Origin of the sequence: Microbacterium sp. HMWF026 (assembly GCF_003061325.1) — a bacterium.
Taxonomy (GTDB): domain Bacteria; phylum Actinomycetota; class Actinomycetes; order Actinomycetales; family Microbacteriaceae; genus Microbacterium; species Microbacterium testaceum_E.
In genome coordinates, this window is sequence record NZ_QAJB01000350.1 from 1 (window position 1) to 22,899 (window position 22,899).

General features: G+C 70.3%; 19 protein-coding genes, 1 tRNA gene and 1 other RNA gene. 12 read left to right on the forward strand and 9 right to left on the reverse strand.

What is annotated here, in order from left to right; translation table 11 throughout:
• Window positions 1-190: 190 nt before the first annotated feature.
• A complete protein-coding gene (locus tag DBR36_RS17370; RefSeq protein ID WP_146185358.1) occupies window positions 191-1,060 on the forward strand; it encodes a hemagglutinin in 870 nt (289 codons plus the stop codon).
• Window positions 1,061-1,189: 129 nt separating this feature from the next.
• The gene (locus DBR36_RS13035; protein ID WP_108320047.1) at window positions 1,190-1,693 is read left to right on the forward strand and encodes a DUF3145 domain-containing protein; all 504 of its coding nucleotides are present in this window, start codon (window positions 1,190-1,192) and stop codon (window positions 1,691-1,693) included.
• Between the two features lie 164 nt (window positions 1,694-1,857).
• On the opposite strand, the gene DBR36_RS13040 is transcribed toward DBR36_RS13035, so the two are convergent.
• From DBR36_RS13040 to aceE, 6 genes are all read right to left on the reverse strand, one after another.
• Window positions 1,858-3,096, reverse strand: a complete 1,239-nt coding sequence (locus tag DBR36_RS13040) for a beta-ketoacyl synthase (protein WP_108320049.1) — start codon at window positions 3,094-3,096, stop codon at window positions 1,858-1,860.
• 68 nt (window positions 3,097-3,164) lie between these two features.
• Window positions 3,165-3,413: an acyl carrier protein gene (locus DBR36_RS13045; protein ID WP_108320051.1), complete on the reverse strand. Its 249-nt coding sequence runs from the start codon at window positions 3,411-3,413 to the stop codon at window positions 3,165-3,167.
• Between the two features lie 67 nt (window positions 3,414-3,480).
• Complete coding sequence (locus DBR36_RS13050) at window positions 3,481-4,485, reverse strand: beta-ketoacyl-ACP synthase III (RefSeq protein ID WP_108320053.1); 1,005 nt, start codon at window positions 4,483-4,485, stop codon at window positions 3,481-3,483.
• Entirely contained in the window at window positions 4,482-5,402 is a 921-nt protein-coding gene (locus DBR36_RS13055) for an ACP S-malonyltransferase (RefSeq protein WP_108320055.1), read from the reverse strand. The genes DBR36_RS13050 and DBR36_RS13055 overlap by 4 nt, the downstream gene beginning before the upstream one ends.
• Window positions 5,403-5,602: 200 nt before the next feature.
• Complete coding sequence (locus DBR36_RS13060; protein ID WP_108320057.1) at window positions 5,603-6,814, reverse strand: CdaR family transcriptional regulator; 1,212 nt, start codon at window positions 6,812-6,814, stop codon at window positions 5,603-5,605.
• 85 nt (window positions 6,815-6,899) lie between these two features.
• Window positions 6,900-9,626, reverse strand: a complete 2,727-nt coding sequence (aceE, locus tag DBR36_RS13065) for a pyruvate dehydrogenase (acetyl-transferring), homodimeric type (RefSeq protein WP_108320059.1) — start codon at window positions 9,624-9,626, stop codon at window positions 6,900-6,902.
• Window positions 9,627-9,889: 263 nt separating this feature from the next.
• Here aceE and DBR36_RS13070 point away from each other — a divergent pair, with 263 nt between their 5' ends.
• Window positions 9,890-10,585 (forward strand): DUF1345 domain-containing protein, encoded by a 696-nt coding sequence (locus DBR36_RS13070; protein WP_108320061.1) that lies wholly within the window; start codon window positions 9,890-9,892, stop codon window positions 10,583-10,585.
• Window positions 10,586-10,842: 257 nt separating this feature from the next.
• On the opposite strand, the gene DBR36_RS13075 is transcribed toward DBR36_RS13070, so the two are convergent.
• A tRNA-Val gene (locus DBR36_RS13075) sits at window positions 10,843-10,915 on the reverse strand.
• 100 nt (window positions 10,916-11,015) lie between these two features.
• On the opposite strand from DBR36_RS13075, the gene DBR36_RS13080 reads away from it, so the two are divergent.
• From DBR36_RS13080 to DBR36_RS13105, 6 genes are all read left to right on the forward strand, one after another.
• Window positions 11,016-11,744: a zinc ribbon domain-containing protein gene (locus DBR36_RS13080; RefSeq protein WP_108320064.1), complete on the forward strand. Its 729-nt coding sequence runs from the start codon at window positions 11,016-11,018 to the stop codon at window positions 11,742-11,744.
• 15 nt (window positions 11,745-11,759) lie between these two features.
• Entirely contained in the window at window positions 11,760-13,466 is a 1,707-nt protein-coding gene (locus tag DBR36_RS13085) for a bifunctional 3'-5' exonuclease/DNA polymerase (protein WP_108320066.1), read from the forward strand.
• 46 nt (window positions 13,467-13,512) lie between these two features.
• Window positions 13,513-13,873, forward strand: an RNA gene (gene rnpB / locus DBR36_RS13090) — RNase P RNA component class A.
• 527 nt (window positions 13,874-14,400) lie between these two features.
• Complete coding sequence (locus DBR36_RS17375) at window positions 14,401-14,730, forward strand: hypothetical protein (RefSeq protein WP_146185359.1); 330 nt, start codon at window positions 14,401-14,403, stop codon at window positions 14,728-14,730.
• 75 nt (window positions 14,731-14,805) lie between these two features.
• Window positions 14,806-15,138, forward strand: coding sequence for a hypothetical protein (locus DBR36_RS13100; RefSeq protein ID WP_108320070.1), 333 nt, complete (start codon window positions 14,806-14,808; stop codon window positions 15,136-15,138).
• Between the two features lie 260 nt (window positions 15,139-15,398).
• The gene (locus tag DBR36_RS13105) at window positions 15,399-15,689 is read left to right on the forward strand and encodes a hypothetical protein (RefSeq protein ID WP_133177917.1); all 291 of its coding nucleotides are present in this window, start codon (window positions 15,399-15,401) and stop codon (window positions 15,687-15,689) included.
• A 12-nt stretch (window positions 15,690-15,701) separates the two neighbouring features.
• Here DBR36_RS13105 and ppgK read toward each other — a convergent pair whose 3' ends face one another.
• A complete protein-coding gene (gene ppgK, locus DBR36_RS13110) occupies window positions 15,702-16,487 on the reverse strand; it encodes a polyphosphate--glucose phosphotransferase (protein ID WP_108320074.1) in 786 nt (261 codons plus the stop codon).
• 96 nt (window positions 16,488-16,583) lie between these two features.
• On the opposite strand from ppgK, the gene DBR36_RS13115 reads away from it, so the two are divergent.
• The 3 genes from DBR36_RS13115 to DBR36_RS13125 are packed head-to-tail and all read left to right on the forward strand — an operon-like array spanning window position 16,584 to window position 21,148.
• The gene (locus DBR36_RS13115) at window positions 16,584-16,784 is read left to right on the forward strand and encodes an SPOR domain-containing protein (RefSeq protein WP_165801240.1); all 201 of its coding nucleotides are present in this window, start codon (window positions 16,584-16,586) and stop codon (window positions 16,782-16,784) included.
• Window positions 16,785-16,806: 22 nt separating this feature from the next.
• Window positions 16,807-18,147, forward strand: a complete 1,341-nt coding sequence (glnA, locus tag DBR36_RS13120) for a type I glutamate--ammonia ligase (RefSeq protein ID WP_108320108.1) — start codon at window positions 16,807-16,809, stop codon at window positions 18,145-18,147.
• Window positions 18,148-18,157: 10 nt separating this feature from the next.
• The gene (locus tag DBR36_RS13125; protein WP_108320078.1) at window positions 18,158-21,148 is read left to right on the forward strand and encodes a bifunctional [glutamine synthetase] adenylyltransferase/[glutamine synthetase]-adenylyl-L-tyrosine phosphorylase; all 2,991 of its coding nucleotides are present in this window, start codon (window positions 18,158-18,160) and stop codon (window positions 21,146-21,148) included.
• Window positions 21,149-21,191: 43 nt separating this feature from the next.
• On the opposite strand, the gene DBR36_RS13130 is transcribed toward DBR36_RS13125, so the two are convergent.
• The gene (locus tag DBR36_RS13130) at window positions 21,192-22,886 is read right to left on the reverse strand and encodes a long-chain-fatty-acid--CoA ligase (RefSeq protein WP_108320080.1); all 1,695 of its coding nucleotides are present in this window, start codon (window positions 22,884-22,886) and stop codon (window positions 21,192-21,194) included.
• Between the last annotated feature and the right edge of the window lie 13 nt (window positions 22,887-22,899).

Sequence of the window (22,899 nt, forward strand, 5' to 3'; positions counted from 1 at the left end):
CCCCGGCAGCTGACCCGCGTCCGGCCCGCCGCAACGGCGCCGGCCCGCCGCGCCCGCGCCGGGCGACCCGCCCCGCTGACGGCCAGCCTCCCGTCGCATCGACCGGCTCACGCCGGCAGCACCGCGCTGACCCACGCGCCACGTCACGGACGTGCAGCGTGCGGTCAGCGCGGTGCGGCACGATCGAGGGGTGGCGAAGACTCGATCGCGGCGCCGCCGCACCGCTCGTCAGCGCCAGCTGCGTCGCCGCCGTCTCGCCTTCGGCGCGGTGGCCACCGTCCTGGTCGCTCTTATCGCCCTGGCGATCACGCCGCTGTTCTCGCTCACCGCGGCGTGGAACACCGAGCTCCGCCGCGAGGCGGTCGATCTCTCGGGGTTCGATCCGGGCACCCTCATCAGCGACGAGGCGTTCTACGACGGCGATGCGATGGATGCCGCCCAGATCCAGAGGTTCCTCGACGATGAGGTCGGCGAATGCCGCTCCGACCGATGCCTCGCGCGCCTGACCCTCACGGTCGCTCCGCGCGAACCGGTCGTCTCGACCGCCACGGGCGAGACCGTCTGCGACGGTTTCGACGGCGGAGAGCTAACGGCTGCCGAGCTCATCGATCGCGTGCAGCGCGCGTGCGGCATCTCGGCCAAGGTCCTGCTCGTCACGCTGCAGAAGGAGCAGAGTCTCGTGTCGGGCCGCGCCGCGCGCGCGCCGAGCGATGAGCAGCTCGGAGCCGCGATGGGGGCGCGCTGCCCCGACGACGCACCCTGCGACCAGGGCGCCTCGGGCTTCGCCGAGCAGGTCGCCCAGGGTGCCACCGACCTCAAGTCGTACAGCGCCTCGGATTTCATGCGCCAGCCGGGGACGCATTACATCGCGTTCTCACCCGAGCCGGCGTGCGGCGGCACCGACGTCCAGATCACGAACGAAGCCACCGCCGCGCTCTACAACTACACGCCATACCAGCCCAACCCCGCGGCCCTCGCCGCCCGTTGGGGCACCGGTGACGCCTGCTCCGCCTACGGCAATCGCAACTTCGCCCTGTACTGGGCCCTATGGTTCGGATGAGCGGCCGCCATCGCCGGATCACAGTGTTGTGATTTCGTTATGCGCGGGCGATAATGGCCGGGACAACCGAACACTCGCCGTGCTCCATCACAGGTCGTAGGGGAAGACGTACCTGACGAAGGAGAAACCATGGCGATCACGTCTTCGCGCGGAGTGATCCTGATCCACTCCGCGCCCCGCGCGTTGTGCCCCCACCTGGAGTGGGCGGTGGGACGCGCTCTCGGTCGTGCCGTCAACTTCGACTGGACCGATCAGCCCGTCCTCACGGGCAGCCGCCGCGCGGAGTTCTACTGGGAGGGCCCGGTCGGCTCCGGCGCGGCCCTCGCGAGCGCCATCCGCGGATGGGAGCACCTGCGGTTCGAGGTGAGCGAGGATCCCACCCCGCGCAGCGACGGCGGCCGGTGGATGCACACGCCGGGTCTCGGCATCCACTACGCCCAGACCGACGCGTCCGGCAACGTCGTCATCGGCGAGGACCGCGTGCGTTACGCCATGGAGGTCGCTGCCGGAGACGCCTTCGAGCTGCAGCGCGAGCTCGACGTCGCTCTCGGCTCGGCCTGGGACGAGGAGCTCGAGCCGTTCCGTCACGCCGGCGACGACCAGCAGATCGTGTGGCTGCACAAAGTGGGGTGAGCAGCCCGTCAGAGCCGTCGGACGCGCGAGGCGCCATTACCGGAGGTCGGTGATCGCCCCCGGCACCGGGACCGCGTATCGCCCGTCCGACAACACCGACGCCCCCTGGCATCCCCGATCGCAGTCGGAGGGATGCCAGGGGGCGTCGGTACGTTCGAGGGCGCTCAGACCGAGGCGATGGCGACGACGGCGTTGTGACCGCCGAAGCCGAACGAGTTGCTGATCGCGAGCTGGTCTCCGGCGCCGAGTTCGACGGTGGAGCCGGACAGCGCGAACGGGACCTCAGGGTCCTGCTCGGTGAGGTTGATCGTGGGCGGGGCGACCCTGTTCTGCAGGGCCAGGACCGTGAAGATCGCCTCGAGGGCACCGGTCCCGCCGAGCAGGTGACCGGTCGAGGCCTTGGTCGCCGACACGGGGATCTCGTCCACCCGCTCCCCGAAGACGGCGCGCAGCGCCTGGTACTCGTTGGGATCGCCGACGGGGGTCGAGGTGGCGTGGGCGTTGATGTGGGTGACGTCGTCGGGCGAGGCGCCCGCCATCTCGAGAGCCATGCGCACGGCACGGGCGGCGCCGCGACCCTCGGGGTCGTTCGCGGTGATGTGGTACGAGTCGGCGGTGACGCCGCCGCCCACGATCGACGCGTAGATCTTGGCCCCGCGCGCCTTGGCGTGCTCCTCGGTCTCGAGGATCAGCACACCGGCGCCCTCGCCCATGACGAAGCCGTCGCGGTCGATGCTGGCCGGACGCGAGGCGGTCTCGGGGGAGTCGTTGCGCTTCGACAGCGCCTGCATCGACGCGAACGACGCGATGGTGATCGGGTGGATCGCCGACTCGGTACCGCCGGCGATGACGACGTCGGCGAGGCCGTCGCGGATGTGCTGCACGGCGTTGACGATGGACTCGGTGCTCGAGGCGCAGGCCGAGGCGACGGTGCGCGCGAACGCGCGGGCGTTGAAGTGCAGCGACAGGTTGCCCGCGGCCGCGTTCGGCATGAGCATGGGCACCGTCATCGGCATGACGCGACGGGGGCCCTTCTCGCGCAGGGTGTCCCACGCGTCGAGCAGCGTCCAGACGCCGCCGATCCCGGTGGCGAAGTCGACGCCGAGGCGCTCGGGGTCGATGTCGGGCGAGCCGGCATCCTCCCACGCCTCTTTGGCGGCGACCATGGCGAGCTGCGACGAGGGGTCGAGCCGCTTGGCGACGGGTCGCTCGAGCACGGTCTCGGGGCGCACGAGCGCCTCGGCGGCGAAGGTGACGGGCAGGTTGTACTGCTCGACCCACTCGTGTTCGAGGGAACGGGCGCCGGAGGTGCCGGCGAGCAGGGCGGACCAGCTCTCGGGGGCCGTCCCGCCGATGGGCGAGGTGGCTCCGATACCGGTGACGACGATGCGGGGTGTGCTCATGAGCGAGGAATCCTTGGTGCGGCCGACAGGTCGTGACCGGTGGGGGCCGGAGCCCCCACCGGGAGGTGTCAGGACTGGTTCGACGTGATGAAGGTCACGGCGTCGCCGACGGTCTTGAGGTTCTTGACCTCGTCGTCGGGGATGGTGACGCCGAACTTCTCCTCGGCGTTGACGACGATCGTCATCATCGAGATGGAGTCGATGTCGAGGTCGTCGGTGAACGACTTCTCCATCGCGACCTCGTCGGCCGAGATACCGGTCTCGTCGGTGATGAGCTCGGCAAGTCCGGCGAGGACCTCGTCGTTGGTGAATGCCATGATGTCTCCTGTTTGTTGAGGGCGGGCCTGTCGGGCCCCGATCAGTCTAGGGTTCGACGCGTGCGCGTCAGGGGAGGACGACGACCTGCGCGCCGAACACGAGTCCGGCGCCGAAGCCGATCTGCAACGCCAGCCCGCCGCTGAGCTCGGGGTGCTCCTCGAGCAGACGGTGGGTGGCGAGCGGGATGGATGCCGCCGAGGTGTTGCCCGTGGTCTCGATGTCGCGACCGATGATCACGGTCTCGGGCAGCCCCAGCTGCTTGGCGAACTCGTCGATGATGCGCATGTTCGCCTGGTGCGGGACGAACGCGGCGAGGTCGGCGGGCTCGATGCCCGCGGCCTCGATGGCCTGACGTGCGACCTTCACCATCTCCCAGACGGCCCAGCGGAACACCGTGGGGCCCTCTTGGCGCAGCGTCGGCCAGGGTGCCGTACCGTCGCGGAACTCGTTGAGCGTGGCGTTCATGCCCACCGCGTCGGCCTTGGAACCGTCGGAGCCCCAGATGGTCGGTCCGATGCCGGGGGTGTCGCTCGGGCCGACGACGACCGCTCCCGCACCGTCGCCCAGCAGGAACGAGATACTGCGGTCCGTGGGGTCGACGATGTCGCTCAGCTTCTCGGCGCCCACCACGACGACGTGCTTCGCGAGGCCCGCCCGCACGAGCGCATCGGCCTGGCCCACGCCGTAGGCGAAGCCGGCGCAGGCGGCGTTGACGTCGTACGCGGCCGCGGGGTTCGCCCCGATGCGGTCGGCGACGATCGCGGATGCCGAGGGCGTCTGCTTGGGGTTGCTGATGGTCGCGACGATCACGGCGTCGATGTCGGCGGGGGCGACGCCGGATTTCTCGACGGCCTCGCGCGCGGCGGCGGCGGCCAGGTCGATGGCATCCGTGTCTTTATCAGCGCGGACGCGCGTGACGATACCGGTGCGCTGGCGGATCCACTCGTCGCTGGAGTCGATCGGGCCGACGAGGTCGTCGTTGGGGACGAAGTTCTCGCCGCGGGCGGCGCCGTAGGCGTAGATGCGGGTGTGCGCCGCGCCCTGGGTCTGGCGGAGGGTGGGGGTGCTCATGCCTGGTCTTCTTTCAGGAGTGAGACGGCCGCGTCGAGGTCGTCGGGGGTCTTGACCGCCACGGTGGGGGTGCCGCGCAGGGCGCGCTTGGCGAGCCCCGTGAGTGCACCCGCGGGCGACAGTTCGATGATGCCGGTCACGCCGTGCTCGGCGAACGAGGCCATGCAGCGGTCCCAGCGGACGGGCGAGGCGACCTGCGCGACGACGAGGTCGAGGGCGCCGCGCCCCTCGGCGACGACCGAGCCGTCGGAGTTCGTCCACAGCGTGGTCGCGGGATCGGACACCTCGACGTCGGCGGCGGCGGCGCGCAGCGTCTCGACGGCGGGCTCCATGAAACGGGTGTGGAAGGCTCCGGCGACCTGCAGCGGGATCACCCGGGCGCCACGGGGAGCCTCGCCGGCCAGCTTTGACAGGGCGGGAAGCTCTCCAGCGGCCACGATCTGTCCGCCGCCGTTGTAGTTGGCGGGGGTGAGCCCGAGTTCCGCGAGACGATCGAGCACGGCCTGCTCATCGCCGCCGACCACGGCGCTCATGCCCGTCTCGACGGCCGCGGCGGCTTCGGCCATGGCGCGGCCGCGCAGTCCGACCAGACGCAGGGCGTCGTCGTCGTGCAGGACTCCGGATGCCGCCAGCGCGGCGATCTCGCCGACGGAGTGCCCCGCGACCCCGGCGACGGCCGCGTCGGTGCGCTCTTGCAGGGCCGCCCACGACAGCAGGCTCGCCGCCACGATGAGGGGCTGGGCGACCGCGGTGTCGCGGATGCGGTCGGCATCCCAGTCGGTCCCGGCGGCGACGAGGTCGACGCCCGCCTGCTCCGAGAACGTCTCGAGACGCTCACGCACTCCGTCGAGTTCGAGCCAGGGCGAGAGGAAGCCGGGGGTCTGCGAACCCTGTCCGGGGAAGACGGCGATGATCACCGTTCCATCCTGCCAAGGATCGACCGCACGCTTCTGGAGATATCGACACAGATATACGGCGTGTCTTTGTGCGCGCCGTGCATCAGCGCGGCCTCTTCACCGTTGAGTGTCCACGACACGCCGCGATGCGCGAGCCGCCGGCGGCGTGTTTTGGACACTCAACAGTGAGGTCCCCGGGGGGATGGAAAACGGGGGCGGCGTCAGCGCGAAGGGGCCGGGCGCCGACCCGCGAGGCCCCGGCGTCGCGTCGCGTCCGTGCCGATCGAGCCGAGGATCAGCGCGGTCTGCAGGATGAGCGCTTCGCGGGGGCCGGTGGCATCCCACCCGATCACTTCCGACACCCGCTTGAGGCGGTATCGCACCGTGTTCGGGTGCACGTACAGCTCGCGCGCCGTTGCCTCGAGCGACCGACCGTTGTCGAGGTAGCTCCACAGCGTCGTGACCAGGTCGGCGCTGTGCGCCTGCAGCGGGCGGTAGACGCGGTCGACCAGGGTCTGTTTGGCGACCGCGTCACCCGCGAGAGCTCGCTCGGGCAGCAGGTCGTCGGCCTCGACGGGGCGCGGGGCATGACGCCAGGCCCGGGCGACGGCGAACCCGGCGAGGGCGGCTCGCGCGCTCTGGCCCGCGTCGACGAGGGCGGGCACGGCGGGGCCGAGCACGAGGTGCCCGGAGCCGAAGCTCGGCTCGAGGCGCTTGGCGATCTCGGTGAACGGCAGTTCGGTGACGTCGTCGCCCGCGCGGGCCGGCAGGTCGGCGCGGCCCAGCACCAGGACCAGGCGCGACCCCTGCACCCCGATCAGCACGTCGACGCCCAGCTTGCGCGCCGTGCGGCGCACCTGGTCGACGTCCAGCTGCGGGGGAGTCGTGCCCACGAGCACCGACACTTCGCCGTGCCCGTGCCAGCCCAGGGCGGCGATGCGGCTCGGGAGTTCGTCGTCGGCCTCACCGGTGAGGATCGAGTCGACCACGAGCGCCTCGAGACGGGCATCCCACAAGCCACGGGCTTCGGCGGCACGCGCGTAGACGTCGGCCGCGGCGAAGGCCACCTCGCGCGAGTACGACAGCATCGCCTCGCGGACGCGCTCACTGCGCCCGGCGACCCGCTCCTCCATCACCTCGACCGTGACGCGCACGAGCTGCAGGGTCTGGGTGAGGCTGACGCTGCGCAACAGCTCGCGGGGAGCGGCGGCGAAGATGTCGGCGGCGATTGCGGGGGTCGACGCGGGCTCCTCGAACCATTTGAGGAACGAGGTGATGCCGGCCTGTGCGACGAGGCCCACCGCCGAGCGCCGCGCGGGCGGCATCTCGGCGTACCAGGGCAGCGTCTCTTCGAGCCGCTGGATGGTCGCGGTGGCCAGATCGCCCGAGATGCGGCGCAGCCAGACGAGCGTCTCGGCCTTCTCTTGCGCCACCTCGGCTGCGGCGGCCGCAGACCGGTCGGGCCCGGCCCCGCCCGTGGGGGCGGAACCGGGCCCGTCGGTGGAGGACCTCACGTGATCAGGCCTCGCCGCCCGCGTTGCCGCTGGTGCCGGCGTTGACGTCGTGCAGGCGGTACTTCTCGATGGCCTGGCCGACGACGGAGCGGTCGACCTTGCCCTCTTCGGCCAGCGCCTGCAGGGCGCGCACCGCGAGCGAGGGGCCGTCGATCTTGAAGAAGCGACGCGCCGCGGCACGGGTGTCCGAGAAGCCGAAGCCGTCGGCACCGAGCGTCCAGTAGTTCTGCGGGACCCACTGGCGGATCTGGTCCTGCACCGCGTGCATCCAGTCGCTGACGGCCACGACGGGGCCCTCGGCTTCTTTCAGCTTGTCGGTGAGGTAGGCCACGCGGGGCTCCTCGTCGGGGTGCAGGAAGTTGTGCTCGTCGGCCGCCAGGCCGTCGCGACGCAGCTCCGACCACGAGGTGACCGACCAGACGTCCGCCTTCACGTTCCAGTCGTCCTTGAGCAGACGCTGAGCCTCGAGCGCCCACGGCACACCGACGCCCGAAGCGAGCAGCTGCGTGCGGGGCCCGTCGCCCTCGCCGGTGGAGATGTGGTGGATGCCGCGGACGATACCGTCCACGTCGACCCCCTCGGGCTCCGCGGGCTGGATGTAGGGCTCGTTGTAGACCGTCATGTAGTACATGACGTTCGGGTCGGAGTGCTCGCCGCCGTACATGCGCTCGATACCCGAGCGGACGATGTGCGCGATCTCGTACCCGTAGGCCGGGTCGTACGACACGGTCGCGGGGTTGGTCGAGGCGAGCAGCTGCGAGTGGCCGTCGGCGTGCTGCAGACCCTCACCCGTCAGCGTGGTGCGACCGGCCGTGGCGCCGATGATGAAGCCGCGCGCCATCTGGTCGCCGGCGGCCCACTGGGCGTCGCCCGTGCGCTGGAAGCCGAACATCGAGTAGAAGACGTAGACCGGGATCAGCGGCTCGCCGTGCGTCGCGTACGCCGTGCCGGCCGCGGTGAACGCCGCCAGGGCGCCCGCCTCGTTGATGCCGACGTGGATGATCTGCCCCTCGGGGCTCTCTTTGTACGCCAGCAGCAGCTCGCGGTCCACCGAGGTGTAGTGCTGGCCCTTGGGGTTGTAGATCTTCGCGGTCGGGAAGTACGCGTCCATACCGAAGGTGCGCGCCTCGTCCGGGATGATCGGCACGATGCGGTGACCGAAGCCCTTGACCCGCAGCAGGTCCTTCAGCAGACGGACGAAGGCCATCGTGGTGGCGACGTCCTGCGTGCCCGAGCCCTTCTTGGGCAGCGCGTAGGCGGCATCCCCGGGCAGTTCCAGGCCGACGTGGGTCGTCCGGCGCTCGGGCAGGAAGCCGCCGAGCTCGCGACGACGCTCGAGCATGTACTTGATCGTCTCGTCCTGCTCACCGGGGTTGTAGTACGGCGGCTGGTACGGGTTCTCTTCGAGCTGCGCGTCGGTGACGGGGATGTCCATCGCGTCGCGGAACGACTTGAGGTCGTCGAGCGTCAGCTTCTTCATCTGGTGCGTGGCGTTGCGGCCCTCGAAGTGGGGGCCGAGGCCGTAGCCCTTGATGGTCTTGGCCAGGATCACGGTGGGCTGGCCCTTGTGCTCCTTGGCGGCCTTGAACGCCGCGAACACCTTGCGGTAGTCGTGGCCACCGCGCTTGAGACCCCAGACCTGCTCGTCGGTGTAGTCCTTGACGAGCTCGAGGGCGCGGGGGTCGCGACCGAAGAAGTTCTCGCGAACATACGCGCCGTTCTCGGCCTTGTACGTCTGGTAGTCGCCGTCGGGCGTGGTGTTCATCAGGTTCAGCAGCGCACCCTCGGTGTCGCGGGCGAGCAGGTCGTCCCACTCGCGACCCCACACGACCTTGATGACGTTCCAGCCGGCACCGCGGAAGAAGCTCTCGAGCTCCTGGATGATCTTGCCGTTACCGCGGACGGGTCCGTCGAGGCGCTGCAGGTTGCAGTTGATGATGAAGGTCAGGTTGTCGAGACCCTCGTTGGCGGCGACCTGGAGCTGTCCGCGGCTCTCGACCTCGTCCATCTCGCCATCGCCGAGGTAGGCCCACACGTGGGAGTCGGAGACGTCCTTGATGCCGCGGTTCGACAGGTACTTGTTCGACATCGCCTGGTAGATGGCGTTGATCGGGCCCAGACCCATCGACACCGTCGGGAACTGCCAGAACTCCGGCATCAGACGGGGGTGCGGGTAGGAGGGGATACCGTGGGGCGCGGCCGACTTCTCTTGACGGAAGCCGTCCAGCTGCGCTTCGGTCAGACGCCCCTCGAGGAACGCGCGGGCGTAGGCACCGGGCGAGGCGTGGCCCTGGATGAAGATCTGGTCGCCGCCGGACGGGTCGTCGAGGCCGCGGAAGAAGTGGTTGAACCCCACCTCGTACAGCGCCGCCGACGAGGCGTACGTCGAGATGTGGCCGCCGACGCCGATGCCGGGGCGCTGCGCGCGGTGCACGGTGACCGCGGCGTTCCAGCGGATCCACTTGCGGTAGCGACGCTCGAGCTCCTCGTCACCGGGGAAGTCGGGCTCGTTCTTCTGCGAGATGGTGTTGATGTAGTCGGTGGTCGGAACCATCGGCACGTTGAGGTGCAGTTCCTTCGAGCCCTTGAGAAGGCTCAGCATGATCTCGCGAGCGCGAGCCGGACCCTTCGCCTGGACGAGCTGGCGGAGGGATTCCTGCCACTCCCCAGTCTCTTCCGGGTCGCTGTCCTGCGGCCCCTGCGAATACGGATCCTGGTCGTGAACAGTCACGGAAGACCTTTCGTCGTCTGGCAGGTCATGCCAGAGAATCGCCATACGAGTGCGGCAACCCTTGTTCGCTCCGCACAATCAACCAACGTCCAGCCTAGCGAGTCGCGCCGACATCGGATGCGCGCGGGCGACGCCGCGGCGATCGCGTCGCCCAGTCTGCTCGATGTCGAGATGTCGAGCGCCACCTGCGAACTCCCGATGACGGATGCCGGGACTTCCCCGCGGCCGGGGGAGGGATGCTCCGAGAGGTCTAGCCTGAGCCCGTGAGCACCCAGGACGCCGCGGGGTTCCGCACCCGCCCCGAGCACCGGTGGCCGGTGCTGATCGCCCTCGCCGTCGGCGCGGGGCTGTACGCCTTCCTGCCGAGCGAGGCATCCGGCATCCTGAGGTACATCGTCGTCGGGGTCGGCGCGCTGTGCGTGATCCCGATGGTGGTGACCAACCCGTCGCGACTGACCCGGCCGTCGCGCATCGGGCGCGGCTTCGCGATCGCCTTCACCGCCCTGCTGCTGGTCGCCAACCAGATCGCTCTCGTGCTGCTGCTGCAGCAACTGCTGCGCGGCGAGGGCAGCGGGGCGGCGACGCTGCTCGGAGCGGCGCAGGTCTGGGCGATCAACGTCATCGGCTACGCGGTCGTGTACTGGGAGATGGACCGCGGCGGGCCGATCGCCCGTCGCCGCGACGCGCGCGCGGAGTTGCCGGCGGCGGACTTCCAGTTCCCGCAGGATTCCGACCGCGACGCCGTCAGCGAGGTCGCGCGCCGTTCGTCGGACGTCGCGGACTGGGCGCCCGGGTACGTGGACTACCTCTATTTCTCGGCATCCAACGCCATGGCGTTCAGCCCCACCGACGTGATGCCCCTGACCGGCCGCGCCAAGCTCTTCATGATGGTGCAGGCGATCTCGGGCTTCGTGCTGCTGGCGCTGGTGATCGCGCGCAGCGTGAACATCCTGAACTGAGGTAGGCCCTGCGCACTCGGCTCGGCGCGCGGACGCCGGGGTCCCCGGTCGCAGGACCCCGCGCAGCCGCCCCCCGACGACCGCGGGTCGGCCGAGATCACGTGACGTGGGCGAAACCACCCGCAAGGACGTGTGCGGTGGCCGAGATCACGTGACGTGGGCGAGATCACCCGCAACGGCAGGTGCGGTGGCCGAGGTCACGTGATCTGGGCGCGTTCGCGCGACGGAGGGACGCATCCCGGCGTCGAGACGTGAGGTGGGCCCTGCCGGGATCGAACCGACGACATCCACGGTGTAAACGTGGCGCTCTACCAGCTGAGCTAAAGGCCCTGGATGCCATGAGTCTACCGCCGCGCGTCCGTCGGACCGCGCCACCGGACGGGGCACGGGCGTGCCGCGGATGTCGGAGGCCCGGGGTAGCGTTGAGCACGTGAATGCCGATCCCGCCGACCAGCGCAAACTGCTCGATCTCGCCGACCTCGACGCCCGCATCCGCCGCGACGAGCGCGTTGCGGCGAACCCGCCGCAGGCCGAGCGCGTGCGCGAGCTCATCGCGCAGCGGGCGACGCTCACGCAAGAACTGTCGGCGCGCGCCAACACGCGCGACGACATCACCGCGGAGCTGAAGCGCCTCGAGTCCGACGTCGCCGTCGTCGACGCACGCATCGCGCGCGACACCGAGCGCCTCGCGGCGTCGACCAACCCCAAGCAGGCGCAGGGCTTCGAGAGCGAGTTGGCGTCGTTGACGCGCCGCAAGGGCGACCTCGAAGACATCGAGATCGCGCTCATGGAGCGCCTCGAGGCCGCCGATGCTGCCGTCGCCGAGCAGCAGGCGCTGATCTCCGAGACCAACGCGCAGGGCGCCCAGCTCAGCGCCGACGCCAAGTCCACCGTCGCCGACGCCACCACGCGCCTCGAGGGCGCGCGCCGCGACCGCGACGCGGTGGCCGCCGCCGTCCCCGCCGACCTGCTCGGCCTGTACGAGCGCCTATCCTCGCGCGGCAACGGCGCGGGCCTGCTGCGCGCCGGCGCGTGCGAAGCATGCCGCATGGTGCTGCCGCCCAGCGACCTGGCCACCGTGCGCCGCGCCCAGACCGACGAGGTCGTGTTCTGCCCCGAGTGCGGCGCCATCCTGGTGCGCACCGAAGAATCGCGATGACCCCCACGGGCGTCCGTGCCGTCTGACACGGTCGTCATCGGGCGCACGAGCGGCGACCTCTTCGCCCTCGTCGACACGGATGCCACGGGCGCGCCGACGACTTCCGTCGAGGTCCCGATCGACCGACTCCCGCAGATCGTCGCCGCACGCGAGGCGCAGGGCGACATCCGATGGGTGTGGGCCGACAGCGCACGTCTCGCGCCGCGACTGCTCGACGCCGGTGTGCGCGTCGCCCGCGCCTGGGACCTGCGGCTGGTGCACGGCATCCTGCGCGACGCCGTCTCGGTGACCGACGACCACGGCCTGCGCGCGCATGTCGAATGGGATGCCGCCGCCTCCACCGCCACGGCCGGCGACACGCTCTTCGACCTGGGCGAAGCGGCATCCGGGATCCCGGACACCATCGACGCGGCTACCGCCGAGTACGGCCGCCAGCTCGCCGTCATCCGCGACAGCACCTCGGCGGGGGCCCTGCGTCTGCTGTGCGCGGCCGAGTCCGCGGGCGCGCTCATCGCCGCCGAGCTTCATGCGGCCGGCGTCCCGTACAGCCGCGCCGCGCACGAAGCGCTGCTCGAACGCGAGCTGGGAGCGCGGCGCGCGGGCGGTCCACCCGAGCGCATCGAGCGGGCAGCCGAGGCCGTCCGTACGGCCCTGGGCGATGCGTCCGTATCCCTCGACTCGCAACCGAAGCTCCTGCGCGCGCTGCACCGCGCGGGACTGCTCGTGCAGTCGACGTCGCGATGGGAGCTCGCCGAGCACGATCACCCCGCCGTCGCGCCCCTGATCGCCTACAAGAAGCTGATGCGCCTGTACACCGCGAACGGCTGGGCATGGTTGGACGAGTGGGTGCGCGACGATCGGTTCCGCCCCGTCTACGTCCCCGCCGGGGTGGTCACCGGGCGATGGGCGTCGTCCGGGGGAGGGGCGCTGCAGATTCCTCGATCGCTGCGCACCGCCGTGCGCGCGGATCCGGGATGGACGCTCGTGACCGCCGACGTCGCCCAGCTCGAACCGCGCGTGCTCGCGGCGATGGCGCGCGACACCGCCCTCGCCGAGGCAGCGGCCGGTCGCGACTTGTACGCGGGCATCGTCGAGAGGGGCGCGGTGGCGAGCCGCGCCGAGGCCAAGCTCGCGATGCTGGGCGCGATGTACGGTGCCACGACCGGCGAGAGCGGCCGGCTCCTTCCGCGCCTGCGCCGCACCTTCCCCCGGGCGATGGCTCTCGTCGACGAGGCCGCACGAACAGGAGAAGACGGCGGCGTGGTGCACACGTGGCTCGGTCGCACCTCTCCGGCCGCCGGCGAAACATGGCGGTTGCTGCAGTCGCAGGCGAGCGCGTCCGCGGCATCCGGGATCGACGAGACGCGCGCTCGACGGTCCGCCCGCGACCGCGGACGCTTCACCCGCAACTTCGTCGTGCAGGGCACGGCCGCGGAGTGGGCGCTCGCGTGGCTGGCCGACCTGCGCACCCGCCTGTCGGGGTTCTCGGTTCCGGATGCCGTCCCCGCGGCCGTGGCGTCCGGTCCGGTGTTCGCGCGCCGACCCCACCTCGCGTTCTTCCTGCACGACGAGATCGTCGTGCACACCCCCGTGGAGCTGGCGGATGCCGTCGCCGACGCGGTCCGTGAGGCCGCTGCCACGGCGGGGCGCCTGCTGTTCGGGACGTTCCCCATCGACTTCCCCCTCGACCTGCGCATCGGCGACACCGCCGAGAAGGGGTGAGCAGTCGGGGCCGCGCCGGCCGCGCCGGTAGACTCGAACTCGCGAATGGGTCGGCTGGACGGTCGCGTCACGGGTTCGCCCGTGCCGAGGAACGTCCGGGCTCCACAGGGCAGGACGGTGGGTAACACCCACCCGGAGCAATCCGCGAGACAGTGCCACAGAGAGCAGACCGCCCGCCTCGCGCGGGTAAGGGTGAAAGGGTGGTGTAAGAGACCACCGGGGGTCGTGGTGACACGATCCGCCAGGTAAACCTCGTCCGGAGCAAGGCCAGACAGGGGATGCAGACGCGGCTCGCCGAGTCCCCGGGTAGGCCGCTGGAGCGGCACGGCAACGTGTCGCCGAGAGAGATGACCGTCCACGGGGCTCACGCCCCCGGACAGAACCCGGCGTACAGGCCGGCCCATTCGCCCCTCATGCAGCAGTTCGCGGCTCCTTGCGACTCACGGCGCGCCGTCTGGCCGGGCGGCATCCGCTGCGCCAGCCAACGTTTCGCCGTTTATCGGACAAGCGCGCTGGCGCGGGCGCGCCCCCTTGGCCTCCTCCGATCACGAGCCCACGGGGTCGACCGCGCCGAAGTCTCGCTCACCTGCCGTCCCGTCCTATCCGATCCATGTGCGGCCGCCGCTGATGCCGCGCCGCTCGGTGTCCCCGGGGGCCTGATACCCGTTTCCGGTGCTTGATTCACCCGCTGAGACCACTCAGGAGAGGGGCTCGGGATCGTCGCTAGCTTCTCGCTGATGCGAGCCCGCTCGGGGCTCGCGGAAGGATTGGTTCGAAGTGCTTCCGCGTGAAATGTCTGCAGAATCGATCGAACTATGGATGTGAAAGTCGTCGTGAACCCCCCTCGTCTGAACGACGGTGCACCGCGAGGGGTCATCTCGGCCTACTGTGTAGGACCGACCGTCTGCCCGACCTGGGTGAGGCAGGTCGGCGGGTGACCGAACTCGACTTCGCTGGCCCCATCGCACAGGAGTTCGAAAGCGGCATGCTGAGGTCACTCTCGCTCACCCGGATGACATTCGCGAGCGGCGGAGTGACGATCGAATTCACGGCACATGAGCTCTTTCCGGGACGTTTCCGCCTACATGTTCCGCTGCCCCTACGCCCGCACGACAGACTGTGGGATCTCTATGATGATCTCGCTACTGACGTCGTCGAATGGACCCGATGGGGAATCGCGGTCCCGCTCCGCGAGGCTCACGACGCGCAAGCACTTTCAGGTCGTAGAGGCGAGGACGGCGTGATGACCCTCCAAATGCCCTGAGATGTTGGGCCAGTTTCGCACCGCGTACTGCGAAGGGCCAACGGTCTGCCCGGCCTGGGTCCGGGAGGTCGCCGGGTGACGCAACTCGATTTCCTCACGCCCCTCCGAGACAGCTTCGGGCCCGGCCAGTATCTGCGAGCCTTTCACCTCACCGGCCTGACACCGGATTCCGGCGGGGTGACGGTCGAGTTCACGGCGGAGCATCCGTACGCGGGCTCCTTCCGTCTGTACGTGCCGCTCCCCGAGAAACGCGGCGATCACCGCTGGAATGACTACGACGATCTCGCGCAGACGGAGTCGGAATGGATTCTCATCGGAATCTGCATTCCGCTCGAAGAGGCCTATTACACGCAGGCGCTGTCGACCCCCGCAAACGGCGACGGAGTGACGACGCTGACGATGCCCTGACGGCATAGCCCCGACCGCCGCGGCACCGAACTCCGGTGTGAAATCGGGCCGCCCCTGGGGTGAAGTCGCCTCCCGATCCCTGGCCGCACAACGCACCCGTCCAACCCGATCGCCGCCGCGCGCCGAATACCCTGCAGACCCTCCTGTGTGCCCCCTGCGCCCAGGGGGGTCACCTTCGTCGAGGCGGGGGAGTCCACCCCCCACCTCAGTGTCGGACATATGTTCTACACTCGGACTCGGCCGGGGAAGGGGTCCGGTGCATGGGGTCGACGAGAGTCAGCGACGAGATGGTCGCGCGGGTTCTGGCATCCATCGCCCCCTGCACGCTGCAGCCCGAGACCTGGGGCTCGCGCCCGATCGAGTGGTACGCCGACAAGCGCGCGGTGTGGGCGTGGATCACCTGGCCCAACCGCGCGGCCACGCGCGAGCCAGCATGGGCGACGGGCGGCAACGACCGGGTCGTCATGCTCGAGGTGCCCTGCGAGGGCGGGCACTGGGCGCCGGTCGTCTGGCGCAACGCCGTGAGCGTGCGCCAGGTGGATGCCGCGTGACGGCGCCGCGGCCTACTTGACCGCGGGAAGCGCTTCGGGGACGGGCACGGCGAGCGATGCCGCGCCGATGATGCCCGCGTTGTTGCGGTGCTTCGCCGGGACGATCGGTGCGCGGAGCTTCAGCAGCGGCAAGAAGTGCTCGGAGTGCTTCGACACGCCGCCGCCCACGACGATCAGGTCGGGGCTGAAGAGGAACTCGACGTAGTCGTAGTACCACTGCAGACGCTTCGCCCACTTCTCCCACGACAGCTCCTCGCGCTCGAGCGCGGAGTACGCGGCGAAGTGCTCGGCATCCTTCTTGTGGCCGGCGCGCTGCAGGTGACCGAGCTCGCTGTTCGGGACGAGGACGCCGTCGTAGATCATGGCCGAGCCGATGCCCGTACCGAGCGTCGTCAGGATGACGAGGCCCTCGACGCCCTTGGCCGCGCCGTACCGCACCTCGGCGATGCCGGCGACGTCGGCGTCGTTCGCGAAGTGGATGTCGCGCGACAGCCCCTGCTCGAAGAACTTCTCGGCCTCGAAGCCGATCCACGCCTTCGACACGTTCGCGGCCGACAGCGTGCGTCCGCCCTTCACGATCGCGGGGAAGGCCACGCCCAGCGGCAGATCCGCCGGCGCCTCGAGCGTCTGGAGAACCTCTTTCACCGCGGCGAGGACGTCGGCCGGTTCGGCTCCGGCGGGGGTGGACACCTTGACCCGGTCGCTGATGAGTTCCCCGGCATCCAGGTCGACGATCCCGGCCTTGATGCCGGTTCCACCGATGTCCACTCCGACCGCACGCGACGCATTCGTTGCCATACCCCTCAGCCTATCCAGCCGCACGGTCGGCATCAGTAGGATCGGGGGAGCACCGGCGTTCTGCGCCGGGACGCACGACCCAGGTGAGGAGCCATCGTGAGCGACGACAAGAAGTACTGGTACAACCTCGAGACCGGCAAGGTCGAGCAGGGCTTCGAGTCGCCCGCGATCGATCGCGCCGGCCCGTTCGACACCGCCGAAGAGGCGGCCGCCGCTCCCGAGCTGATGAAGAAGCGCGCGAAGCAGTGGGCCGACGAAGAGGCACAGGACGACTGGGGCTCGAGCTCGGCTCGCTGACCCACCGAAACGAGGGATGACGATGGACAAGCAGCGCGATTTCGTCCTGCGCACGATCGAGGAGCGCGGCGTCAAGTTCGTGCGCCTGTGGTTCACCGACGTGGTCGGCACGCTGAAGTCGGTGGCGATCGCCCCGGCCGAGGTCGAGGGTGCGTTCACCGAGGGACTGGGCTTCGACGGATCGGCGATCGAGGGCCTCACGCGCTCGTACGAGTCCGACCTGCTCGCACACCCCGACCCCACGACCTTCCAGATCCTGCCGTGGCGCGGTGAGATCGACCCGACCGCGCGCATGTTCTGCGACATCACCACGCCCGACGGTCAGCCCGCCGTCGCCGACCCCCGCCACGTGCTCAAGCGCACACTGGCAAAGGCCGCCGACGCCGGCTTCACGTTCTACACGCACCCCGAGATCGAGTTCTACCTGCTCAAGTCGTCGCAGCTGGGCGCGGACGGCCGTCCGCAGCCGGTCGACTCGGCGGGCTACTTCGACAACGTCCCCGGCGGCACCGCGCACGACTTCCGTCGCCGGTCGGTGCGCATGCTCGAGGACCTCGGCATCTCGGTCGAATTCAGCCACCACGAGGGCGGCCCCGGCCAGAACGAGATCGACCTGCGCTACGCCGACGCTCTCACCACGGCCGACAACATCATGACCTTCCGCACGGTGGTCAAAGAGGTCGCGATCGAACAGGGCGTCTACGCGACCTTCATGCCGAAGCCGATCAGCGGCCAGCCCGGCAGCGGCATGCACACGCACCTGTCGCTCTTCGAGGGCGACATGAACGCCTTCTACGAAGAGGGTGCGCAGTACCAGCTGTCGAAGGTGGGACGTCACTTCATCGCGGGGCTGCTGCGCCACGCCAACGAGATCTCGGCCGTCACCAACCAGTTCGTCAACTCGTACAAGCGCCTGTGGGGCGGCGACGAGGCTCCCAGCTTCATCTGCTGGGGCCACAACAACCGCTCCGCGCTCGTGCGCGTGCCGCTGTACAAGCCGAACAAGGGACAGTCGACGCGCGTCGAGTACCGCGCCCTGGACTCCGCGGCCAACCCGTACCTGTCGTACGCGCTCATGCTCGCCGCCGGGCTGAAGGGCATCGAAGAGGAGTACGAGCTGCCCGCCGAAGCCGAGGACAACGTGTGGTCGCTCAGCGACTCCGAGCGTCGCGCCCTCGGGTACGCGCCGCTGCCCGCGAGCCTCGACCACGCCCTCGAGTACCTCGAGGAGTCCGAGCTCGTCGCCGAGACCCTGGGCGAGACGGTCTTCAAGTACGTGCTGCTCAACAAGCGTCGCGAGTGGCAGCAGTACCGTGCCCAGGTGACGCCGTTCGAGCTGGCGAGCAACCTCGAAGCACTCTGACGGCCGACCGATGACCTCGGGCGACCGCTCCACCGCGCTCACCGCCCTCGCCCGCACCGGCTTCTCGCGCCTCGCCGAAGCAGACACCCTGCTCGGTGAGCTCGAGGAGTCGGTCGGCGTCGGTCGAGCGGATGCCATGCAGCTCGCGCAGCGCGTGGCCGACCCCGATCGCGCGCTCTTCGCCGTCCTGCAGGTCGCCCGCCGGGATCCGGCCGCGGTCCGTGCGGCGGCGGCGGACGCCGGAGCGTGGCGTGCCCTGTGGGACGTCGTGGGCGCCTCCGACGGCTTCGCCGAGTTCTACCTGCGTCATCCCGACGAACTCGTCCACCTCTCGGGCGCGGGACTCACGCTGCCCGACGAGCCGACCATGCGCGCCGAACTGCTCGACTCCGTCGGCGACGTCGAGGGTTTCGCGACGGACTCCTCGGATGCCGCCTGGGTCGCACTGCGCGTGCGGTACCGGCGCCTGCTGGCCCGCATCGCCGCGTACGACCTCGGCCAGGACGACCCGGCGGCGGCGATCGACGTCGTCTCGGCCTCGCTCGCCGATCTGGCCGGAGCGGCCCTCGAGGCCTCGTTGAGCGTCGCGCGCTCGCGCGTGGCATCCCCGGGACCGGGAACGTTCCCGCGCGAGCAGGTCGCGGCGACGCGGTTCGCCATCATCGCGATGGGCAAGACCGGGGCTCGCGAGCTCAACTACGTCAGCGACGTCGACGTGATCTTCGTCGGGGGGTCGGCGGACGAAGAGGTCGTCTCCGAGGCCCGCGCGATCGACATCGGCACCCGCCTCGCGGTGCAGACGATGCGGGGGATCTCGGGCGCCGAGATCGAGCCGCCCCTCTGGGAGGTCGACCCCAACCTGCGTCCCGAGGGAAAGCAGGGGGCGCTGGTGCGCAGTCTCGCCTCGCACCGGCAGTACTACGACCGGTGGGCGAAAAGCTGGGAGTTCCAGGCTCTGCTCAAAGCGCGGGCGATCGCGGGAGATGCGACGCTCGGCGCCGAGTACGTAGCAGCCGTCCAGCCGCTCGTCTGGCACAGCGCGGCACGTGAGAACTTCGTCGAGGGCGTGCAGCGCATGCGCGAGCGCGTCACCGATCACATCCCCGCGTCCGAGGTGAACCGTCAGCTCAAGCTCGGGCCCGGCGGTATCCGAGATGTCGAGTTCACCGTGCAGCTGCTCCAGCTCGTGCACGGGCTGAGCGACGAGCGCATCCGGCAGCGCGGCACACTCGAGGCGCTCGACGCGCTGGTCGCCGAAGGCTACATCGGTCGGTCCGAGGCCGAGGCCTTCGCGCGCGACTACCGGCTCCTGCGTCTGCTCGAGCACCGTCTGCAGCTGCGCGGGCTGCGTCGCACGGCGCTGCTGCCCGAGAAGGACGACGACCTGCGCGTGCTCGCGCGTGCGTCGCGTCTGGCGGATTCCGCATCCGGAGTCCAGGCGGTGTGGGAGGGCATCAAGCGCGAGGTCCGCGACATCCACGTGCGCCTGTTCTACCGCCCGCTGCTCTCGGCCGTCGCGGCGCTGCCCGAGGGCGAGCGGACGCTGTCCACCGCTCAGGCGCGCGACCGACTCGCGGCCATCGGCTTCCGCGATCCGGCGGGGGCGCTGCGGCACATCGCCGCGCTCACGAGCGGCCTGAGCCGCAAAGCCTCGATCCAGCGACACCTCATGCCCGTGATGATCCGGTGGTTCGCGGACGGCGTCGATCCCGACTACGGGCTGCTGGTGTTCCGCCGCATCAGCGAGCGGCTGGGCAACACCCCGTGGTTCCTGCGGATGCTCCGCGACTCGGCGGGGGCGGCCGAGAGCCTGACCCGCGTGCTGTCCGGCTCGCGTTACATCGGCGAGCTGATGGAATGGATCCCCGAATCCGTCGCGTGGCTCGACGACGATGCGCTGCTGCGGCCGCGATCTGGCAAGGCGCTCGAGGACGAGGCGCGCGCCATCCAGACGCGCTGGGACGACATCGACGGCGCGATGCGCTCGGTGCGCGCGCTGCGCCGTCGCGAGATGCTGCGCGTCGCCATGGCGGCGGTCTTGGGCACCGTGTCGCTCGAGGAGCTCTCGGACGCTCTGACGACCATCACCGAGGTCACGATCCAGGCGACGCTGCGCGCCGTGCGTCGCGTCGTGGTTCCGCCCGAGGACGACGACCTCGACTTCGCGGTCATCGCGATGGGCCGGTTCGGCGGCCGCGAGATCGGTTTCGGCTCGGATGCCGACGTGATGTACGTCTATCGCGCCAACGGCCTCGACCCGCAACGCGCGAGCCACCTCGCCCTCAAGCTCGTCGCGGGGCTGCGCGAGCAGTCCGAGGACCACCGCCTGCCGCTCGACCTCGACGCCGAGCTGCGCCCCGAGGGACGCAGCGGGCCCCTCGCGCGTTCGCTCGACGCCTACGCGGAGTACTACCGGCGCTGGTCGCTGTCGTGGGAGGCGCAGGCGCTCCTGCGCGCCCGCGGGGTCGCGGGGAGCGTCAAGCTCATCCGCGCGTTCCTGGAGCTTGCCGACGAGGTGCGCTATCCCGTCTCGGCCGACCAGAACGGACTGCGCGAGATCCGCCGCATCAAGGCGCGTGTCGAGAACGAGCGTCTGCCGCAGGGCGCCGATCCCGCCCGACACCTCAAGCTCGGCCCCGGCTCGCTCAGCGACGTCGAGTGGCTGGTGCAGCTGCTGCAGTTGCAGCACGCACGGCAGGTGCCGGCGATGCGCACGACCTCGACGTTGGGGGCTCTGGATGCCGCGGCCGAGGCCGGACTGATCGAGCACGACGCGGCCGACAAGCTCGCCGCCGCCTGGCACCTGGCGAGTCGCCTGCGCTCGGCGAACACGCTCCTGTCGGGTCAGACCAGTGACGTGCTCCCCGTCGACCGGGGACGGCTCGACGGTATCGGTCGCATCCTCGAGTACCCGCCGCGTTCCGCGACGCAGGTCGAAGAGGACTACCTGGGCGCCACCCGACGCTCGCGCCGGGTCTTCGACAAGCTCTTCTACGGGTGACGAGAGCGGATGCCGAGACCCCGGCATCCGCTCTCGTCTCCGGTCAGGACATCAGACGTTCGCGCACCTCGCGACGCAGGACCTTGCCGATCAGCGAACGCGGGAGCTCGTCGACCACGATGACCCGACGCGGGACCTTGTAGGGCGCGAGTCGGCTCTTGCAGAACTCGCGCACGGCCTCGGGCTCGATCGACGTACCTTCGCGCAGCACGATCGCGGCGGCGACGTCCTCGCCCCCGCGCGGCTTGGGAAGAGCCACCACGGCCGCACCGACGATGTCGGGGTGCGCGGCCAGGACGTCCTCGACCTCGCTCGGCGAGACGTTGAAGCCGCCGGTGATGATGATCTCTTTCAGTCGGTCGGTGATCGTGACGAACCCGTCGGGCGAGACCGAGGCGATGTCGCCGGTGCGCAGCCACCCGCCGTCGATGAGGGTCTCGGCGGTGTCGGCGGGTCGGTTCCAATACCCCTGGAACACCTGCGGTCCGCGCAGCAGCAGCTCACCGGCCTCGCCGAGGGGCAGGTCGTGCGTCGGGTTCTCGGGGTCGACGACGCGGATGTCGGTGCTGGGGAAGGGCACGCCGACGGTGCCGGGGCGACGTGACGGGCCGATGGGGTTGCCGAGCGCGACGGGCGAGGACTCGGTCATGCCGTACCCCTCGACCAGCAGCCCCCCGGTCGCCGCCTCCCAACGGTCGACGGTGGCGACGGGCAGGCTCATCGCGCCCGAGATGGCGAAGCGCACGCTCGTGAGATCGAGCGTTCCCCGCGCCGCCGCCCGTGCGAGCTGGTCGTAGATCGGGGGCACCGCCGGCAGGAAGGTCGGTGGGCTCTTCTTGGCGGCGGCGGCGACCAGCTCGAGATCGTACTTGGGGAAGAGCACGAGCCGGGCGCCGATGCTCATCGCGAAGGTGAGGCAGAGGGTGAGACCGTACGCGTGGAACAGGGGGAGGACGCCGTAGAACGTCTCTTCTCCGTCGCGCAGACCGGGCACCCACGCGCGACCCTGCATCGCGTTCGCGCGCAGATTCGCGTGCGTGAGCACCGCTCCCTTGGGCGAGCCGGTCGTGCCGCTGGTGTACTGCAGCAGCGCGATGTCGCCCAGGGCGGGCCCGGGGTGCTTGCGCGAGAGCGAACCGCGGGTCAGCAGCTTGGCCCACGGCAGCGGACGCTTCGACCTGGGCGTCGCGGTGAGCTGCGCACGCGCCTCGCGCGCCTTCGCGATCGGCAGGCGCAGAGCGAGCCGCTTGGCGACGGGCAGGGCGGCGGTGATGTCGACACTGACGACGTGCTGCAGCGCGAGGTCGGACGGGAACTCGGCCACGGTGTCGGCTAGCTTGTCCCACACGATCGCGAACTTCGCGCCGTGGTCTTCGAACTGGTGCCGCAGTTCGCGCGGCGTGTAGAGCGGGTTGTGCTCGATGACGATGGCACCGAGGCGCAGCGCGGCGTAGAAGGCGACGACGTGCTGCGGCGAGTTCGGCAGCACCAGCGCCACGCGATCGCCCGCCCGCACTCCCAGGCGACGCAGTCCCTCGGCGGCGCGCGACACCTGCTCGCCCAGCTCGCGATACGTCGTGACCGCCCCGAAGAACTCCAGGGCCGTCTTCTTTCCGTACGTCGCGACGCTCGCGACCAGCATCTCGGGGAGCGTCTGCGAGGGCGTCTCGATCTCGAGCGGCACGCCCTCGGCGTACGACGACGACCAGGGGCGCGAGGCGTAGGGCGATTCGGGCATGGCTCCATCCTCC

Coding starts and splice junctions, on each gene's coding strand:
- DBR36_RS13035 (WP_108320047.1), top strand. CDS start 1,190: ATGGCGATCACGTCTTCGCGCGGAGTGATCCTGATCCACTCCGCGCCC.
- DBR36_RS13040 (WP_108320049.1), bottom strand. CDS start 3,096: ATGAGCACACCCCGCATCGTCGTCACCGGTATCGGAGCCACCTCGCCC.
- DBR36_RS13045 (WP_108320051.1), bottom strand. CDS start 3,413: ATGGCATTCACCAACGACGAGGTCCTCGCCGGACTTGCCGAGCTCATC.
- DBR36_RS13050 (WP_108320053.1), bottom strand. CDS start 4,485: ATGAGCACCCCCACCCTCCGCCAGACCCAGGGCGCGGCGCACACCCGC.
- DBR36_RS13105 (WP_133177917.1), top strand. CDS start 15,399: ATGGGGTCGACGAGAGTCAGCGACGAGATGGTCGCGCGGGTTCTGGCA.
- ppgK (WP_108320074.1), bottom strand. CDS start 16,487: ATGGCAACGAATGCGTCGCGTGCGGTCGGAGTGGACATCGGTGGAACC.
- glnA (WP_108320108.1), top strand. CDS start 16,807: ATGGACAAGCAGCGCGATTTCGTCCTGCGCACGATCGAGGAGCGCGGC.
- DBR36_RS13125 (WP_108320078.1), top strand. CDS start 18,158: ATGACCTCGGGCGACCGCTCCACCGCGCTCACCGCCCTCGCCCGCACC.
- DBR36_RS13130 (WP_108320080.1), bottom strand. CDS start 22,886: ATGCCCGAATCGCCCTACGCCTCGCGCCCCTGGTCGTCGTCGTACGCC.